The sequence below is a fragment of the Armatimonas sp. genome (assembly GCF_043760365.1).
Classification (GTDB): Bacteria; Armatimonadota; Armatimonadia; order Armatimonadales; family Armatimonadaceae; genus Armatimonas.
On sequence record NZ_JAYUPA010000180.1, the window covers coordinates 1 to 6,018 of the forward strand.

Annotated in this window: 7 protein-coding genes; 1 reads left to right on the forward strand and 6 read right to left on the reverse strand. The window is 58.6% G+C overall.

The features are described 5' to 3' along the window. The 6 genes from ACH2EH_RS04530 to ACH2EH_RS04555 form a co-directional block, all read right to left on the reverse strand. On the reverse strand, window positions 1-633 hold a 633-nt coding region (locus ACH2EH_RS04530; RefSeq protein ID WP_395139369.1), incomplete at its 3' end, for a glycosyltransferase family 4 protein. Window positions 634-689: 56 nt separating this feature from the next. Continuing rightward, on the reverse strand, window positions 690-1,136 hold the full coding sequence (locus ACH2EH_RS04535) for a hypothetical protein (protein ID WP_395139371.1): 447 nt from the start codon (window positions 1,134-1,136) through the stop codon (window positions 690-692). 311 nt (window positions 1,137-1,447) lie between these two features. Then, on the reverse strand, window positions 1,448-1,879 hold the full coding sequence (locus ACH2EH_RS04540) for a GNAT family N-acetyltransferase (protein ID WP_395139374.1): 432 nt from the start codon (window positions 1,877-1,879) through the stop codon (window positions 1,448-1,450). A gap of 2 nt (window positions 1,880-1,881) precedes the next feature. Beyond that, complete coding sequence (leuB, locus tag ACH2EH_RS04545; RefSeq protein WP_395139377.1) at window positions 1,882-2,940, reverse strand: 3-isopropylmalate dehydrogenase; 1,059 nt, start codon at window positions 2,938-2,940, stop codon at window positions 1,882-1,884. 24 nt (window positions 2,941-2,964) lie between these two features. Further along, a complete protein-coding gene (locus ACH2EH_RS04550) occupies window positions 2,965-3,735 on the reverse strand; it encodes a sugar phosphate isomerase/epimerase family protein (protein WP_395139380.1) in 771 nt (256 codons plus the stop codon). 192 nt (window positions 3,736-3,927) lie between these two features. Continuing rightward, on the reverse strand, window positions 3,928-4,461 hold the full coding sequence (locus ACH2EH_RS04555; RefSeq protein WP_395139382.1) for a hypothetical protein: 534 nt from the start codon (window positions 4,459-4,461) through the stop codon (window positions 3,928-3,930). Window positions 4,462-4,591: 130 nt separating this feature from the next. On the opposite strand from ACH2EH_RS04555, the gene ACH2EH_RS04560 reads away from it, so the two are divergent. Beyond that, a partial coding sequence (locus ACH2EH_RS04560) for a class I adenylate-forming enzyme family protein (RefSeq protein ID WP_395139384.1) occupies window positions 4,592-6,018 on the forward strand: 1,427 nt, incomplete at its 3' end.

The window sequence follows — 6,018 nt, forward strand, 5'->3', positions numbered from 1 at the left end:
GCCCGCAAAAACGGCCATAGGGACACCCTCAGGTAGGCCAAATTGCGTCCGTGGGAGAGGGGTCGTCCTAAACTCATCGGGATCTGCGCCATTGAAAATGACTTCGAGTTTATGGCGAGGAACCCCGATCTCTAAAAGCTCTTGTTGCACACGATTCGCGCAGCAGATAATTCTTTCAGACTGGGCGAATGCCTTGAGTTCCCCCCATTTATTTTGGGCCGTGTAGAGCCTTTGATAAGGGGTTTTGGCACTGGCCTCCGCCATCCCGCTGGTCGCGACGTATTTTCCCCAGGCATGATGGCAGAACTGCGCGTTGTTCACCTGGTGCGGGTAGGTGAGTGTGTATCCGTATCCCAGGATCACATCGTAGCGCGTGCCCTGCTGCCTCAGGTAGTTGTCGGCGAAACGGACGCCTTCGATACCACGGAAAAACGCGGTTCTCTTCCCCAAGTGGCTGAGCGGCAGGGGAATGTGCCTTGCTCCGCTCTCCAGTAGGCTCGGCTCCACACGGAGCGCAATGAGATCAACGTCCCAGCCTTCGTGGAGTGCACGCTCGGCGATAGCAAGAGCGACACGTCCTTGACCATCCCCCTTGATAATATTGTGTGTGACAATGGCTAGATGTTGGGCCATGGAAAGAAGTCCCGACGTGTCTCCAAAAAGAAGAAAGTTTCTGCGGCACTGTTATATCACGGCTTCTTTGATTTGTGAGAGTTAGCGTACTGCCATTCGAAGATAAGATCCTCCAGTATTTTTCGCCGCATGATGTCCTCAAGAGCCTCAGGGTACTCTTTGATCAGAGGGTAGGCATCGAAGTGTTCCTTGCGAAAGGCGGGTGGCAGTGAGCTCTGAAAACGACCCGCGTCGGACGGGATATGCACGTAGCCAGAGCGAATGAGGCTTGTGTGAGTCTCTGTTGATGCCTCAATCAAGTACATCACTGTGGCGTCGAGTTCATAGTGGTGGGTTTTCACATTCCAAACCCACCCTGAAGAAACATCAAGATAGAAGAGCGCACGGACACGAATGGGAATATTCGTTCCACTAGGCTGTGTGGGAATTCCCGCCTTGCGTAGCTCCTCCTCAGGGACTGCACCGGGCGGAATGTGTGTCGCCGCTTTTTTTCGGGACAACATAGGGGTACGGGGAGGCACGGAGATTTTCCCTGGCTTAGGAGAGGGAGTGGGGCTAGGAGGAGCTGCAGGAGATGGTGGCAGGGTGGTGTACCGGCGGGTGATAGTCAGTTCGATAACTGCTGTATTGGCGAAAGAAAACACGGGAGCCGACGAGGTAGGTAGGGGAGTGGGGGCAGTGAACCAGACGAAGCCGCCTCCCGCTAGCAATACCAGAATCAGTAGGGAGATTCCGATAAGCTGCTTGGGTGAGAGTGCCTTTTCAGCGTTCAGTGTTCTTACCTACTTCCCTTATGCCACGAACCATAACTATATCATTGTAGTCCCGCCCGCTCGTTGCTCGGATGGTGGCACAACCAGAGTGTCTCGATGCCATAGTCGCGTGCCTGTTCGTAGACGGCCCGTAAGAGAGTCTGCGCGGCGCCGGTTCCGTGCCAGGTGCTCTGGAGGTAGAAGCGATCCAGAAGCGCGGGGTATGGAATCTCAAGGGGCGCTGGGGGCGCAAGCCCCCACGAGAGGCGCACATAGCCTGCTAGCCCCTCCGAGCCAGCGAACACGAGATAGCAAACCGAGGGGCGGTCGAGGTCATTATGAAGCGCTTCGGGAGAAAAAACGGTGGCACAGTACCCAGCACCATCTTCGGCGGGAACCAGGTCGTGCCAGGTCTGTGTGAATGTCTCCGTGGTAAGGGAGGCAAGTGCGACCGCATCCGCACTGGTGGCAAGTCGCACTGTGAGCGCTTGCATCTTTATGCCAAGAGCTTGCCAAGCACGGCATCAGCCATGTTGCGTGTTCCCACGGTGGCCTCGCCGGGCTGGGCGATATCGGGGGTGCGCAGGCCGCTTTCTAGCACAGCCTCTACAGCCGTCTCGATGCGCTTGGCCTCGGTCTCGCGCCCAAAGCTATAACGCAGGAGCATCGCGACCGAGAGAATTGTGGCCAGCGGGTTGGCGATTCCCTTGCCCGTGATATCCGGCGCGGAGCCATGGCAGGGCTCGTACATTCCAAAGCTGCCCGCCCCCAAACTCGCCGACGGTAGCATGCCCAGCGAGCCGGTGAGCATCGCGGCCTGATCCGAGAGAATATCACCAAACAAGTTCTCGGTGACGATCACATCAAACTGCTTGGGCCAGCGCACCAATTGCATCGCCGCGTTGTCCACCAATAAATGCGAGAGCTGCACCTCAGGGTACTCTTTTGCCACTTCCTCGACCGTCGCACGCCAGAGTACGCTGGTCATCAGGACGTTTTGCTTATCCACGGAGCAGAGCTTCTTGCCTCGCTTCTGCGCCGCCTGAAAGCCGACATGGGCGATGCGCACGATCTCGTCTTTGGTGTAAACGCAGGTGTCAACGGCGCGGTTGCCGTCGTTCTCTTTGGGGAGTCCGAAGTACATCCCGCCGGTGAGCTCGCGCACGACCAGCACATCGAGCCCACCTTCGAGCAGCTCTGGCTTGAGGCTGGACGCGGCCACCAGTGCGGGATAGCAAATCGCAGGACGCAGATTGGCGTAGAGCCCTAAGTGCTTGCGCAGTGGCAGAAGCGCGCCACGCTCAGGGCGCAGGTTGGGGTCCGAAATCACGTCCCACTTCGGCCCGCCCACGGCTCCCAGCAGCACCGCATCGCTGGCCTTGCACAGCTCCAGCGTCTCGGGGGGAAGGGGATGCCCTGTCGCGTCGTAGGCCGCGCCTCCGACCAGCGCCTCAGACAATTCGATGTCGGGAGCTACCACGCGGAGGACACGGACGGCCTCCGCCACAATCTCAGGCCCGATTCCATCACCGGGAAGAACAGCAACTTTCGGCATAACGGCCTATGGTACCACGAGGCGCTAAATCCCTAATACGCTTCGCGCATACTCCGCGCTGATCTTGGCCGAGGTAGCCGGATCGCCGCCCTCCGCGACGCGGTCTTGCTCGGTGGTGATCCAGGCGGGGCTGAGTGTCTTGACGACGCGCGTGGCCTCGATGAGTTTCACTTGCCCGTTGCCCAGCTCGGTAAACGTCAGAGGCAGCTTGGTTTCCAGATCAAACGTGCCGTCTTTGTAGTGCAGGTAGTTGCTTCGGTGGCCGTGGGACTGTAAAAAACTCACCAGGTCTTCGCCGCCACAGGCGACCCAGTAGAGGTCGAAGCAGAAATGGACATAAGCCGGATCGGTATTGTGCAGAAGGATCTCCATGCCAGTGCCACCCGTGGGCAAGTCAAAGAACTCCCAGTTGTGGTTGTGGTAGCACAGCGATATCCCTTCACTCTCCAGAATCTCACCCGCCGCGTTGAGAGTGTGGGCCGCGTCTTCGTAGCCTGCGGCGTCCGGCCACTTCCCACCCGCCATGAGGTGCTTTGCGCCCACGATGTTCATGTGCGCCGCCGTCTCCCGCACGTGATCCAGATCGGTGAGCCCCCCCACACCCGTGTGGTAGCCCGCGCAGGCCAGGCCTGCGTCGTCGAAGAGCTGCTTGTAGTCGTGGGCGGCGACACTGGTGGTGGGGTTGCCCACTTCCGCGCCGTCGTAGCCTGCCGTCTTTACATCCGCCAGCACGCCGGGCAGGTCGTCGCCGCTGCGCTTGCCAAAGATAATCAGTTGAATGCCAAGTCTTGTCATGACTCGCATTTCGACAGTTGAGGAGGGGATTCCTTTTTTCGCTCCCATGAACGGGAGCGTCTTATTGTCCTCGTGTCTCGGACGCGAAGGCCGCAAGCGGCCATATCAACTCGGTATGGGCGGAACGCCCTTCGCGTCGGCGAAGCCGTCAAAAAGACGCCCCCGTTCATGGGGGCGAAACACCGAGGAAGGTTAAAACCGAAGCCCGACGCGCAGGCCGGTGCCTTCGACGCCATCGCCTGCACGAAGTGAGCGGAAGTACGCCCCTTCTAGGATGAGATTTCCCGCTACATGAAGTCCTGCGGTGACACGAGCAATTGGGCCGTTTTTTCGGCCCGGATCGAATGTGGTGTTATTGCCAAATGTCCCGAACCAGCCCACGCCGCCCCCCAGATTGAGCGTCGTGCCCTCGGTGCCTAGCCTTGCCTGCGACTGAACCCCCAGACCACCCGCCAGGAAGTTGCGGGTCGTCTGGCCGCCGGTTGTCGCCCAGTCCAGAAATAGTGTCCGTCCCAGTCCCACACTCGGAGGCTCCGTCAGTCGGTGTGTCCAGGAGAGACCATTGAGCGGGCCGTTGCCAAGGTAGCTCTTAATCTTATCCGACGGGAAAAACGCCTGGTAGGTAACTTCCTCGCGCCCGGAGAAGCTGCTATCAAACTGCGCCCGTGCCCCGGAAGCCGCGCCCAGGGCTAATGCCAATGTTACTATCGTGCCGATCTTTTTCATGGTGAGAATTAACGTCGTGATGGCAGCCGTTTGTGACAACGACACTGAAAACTAGGACAGTCACAATTTGTTTGTGCTGTCGTAGCAATATCAGCACCCTTTATGCTATAATCTCACGGAACCTCGACTAATGACGGACGAGAACTTTAGCACGGAGCTTTCTCCGCAGATCCAACACGCACGGTCGCTGAGCGCACCGTATGATTTTCGCTATCGGAATCTTACCGATGTGGTCTTTGCTCGCGCGGGCAGTGAGGCACCGTTTCTCACGTTCATTGCAGACGACGGGACGCGGCAACAGTGGAGCTACAAAGACCTCTGGTACCAGGCTAGCTTTCTGGCGGAGCACCTCAACAAAGACATTGGCCTCCAGATCGGAGACCGAATCGCCACACTGACCGGCAACACGCCCGAGACCGTGCTGCTCTATGTCGCGGCGTGGTTTCTGGGCGTTACCGTTGTGCCCGTGAACAGCACCGAGGACGATGAGCGAATCGCCTATATTTTGGAGCACGGAAAAGTGGCAGTGGCCTTTGCCCCGCCCGAGCAGGCACACCGTGTAAAGACCTGCCCCGTGGTGACAAAGCTGGAGTTCGCTCACTGCACACGTGGGGTTGTCAACCGGACGCTACCTCCTGACACCGAGGCACTGATTGTCTATACTTCAGGAACCACGGGGGCACCCAAGGGGGTGGTGCTGGAGCACCAGAATCTCATTGCCGATGCGCAAGGGATCGCGGCGTGGCATGGCTTCACCGAGGCTGACCGTGCGATGCTCGTGCTACCGATCCACCACGTGAACGGGATTGTCGTCACGCTGGTGACGCCGCTTGTGTCTGGTGGCAGCGTGGTTCTAAACCGAAAGTTCTCCGCCAGCCGCTTTTGGAAGACCGTCGCCGAGGAGAAATGCACGTGGTGTAGCGTGGTGCCGACCATTCTCGCCTTTCTCTGCGAGACACACCCCAGCGGCATCGCCATTCCCCCGGACTTCCGCCACTTTATCTGCGGTGCCGGGCCACTGACCACGGACCTCGCCAAGCGCTTCGATAGTGTTTTTGGTACACGTGTGGTGCACGGCTACGGCCTGAGCGAAACCACCTGCTATTCGTGCTTCCTTCCAATAGACCTTGATAAACCCGACTACGCCCACTGGCTATGGGAGTGTGGCTTTCCTTCGATTGGCATCCCGCTTCCCGAGAACCAGATGGCGATCCACGACGAAAGCGGCTGTGCGCTGCCTGAAAACGCGCGGGGTGAGATTGTTATTCGGGGCGTGAATGTTATGCGTGCCTACTTTAAACGCCCCGATGCCAACGCCAGCGCGTTTACCCACGGCTGGTTCCGTTCCGGCGACGAAGGCTTCTGGCGTTTGGGTGCCGATGGCAGGCCTTATTTCTTTATCACTGGTCGCCTGAAGGAGCTGTTTATTCGGGGCGGCGTGAACTACTCGCCCCTGGAAATAGATGAAGTGCTCAACGCGATCCCCGGCGTGAAAGCGGCGATGGCGGTGGGTTTTGAGAACAACTTCTACGGCGAGGAGATCGGTGCCTATGTGCA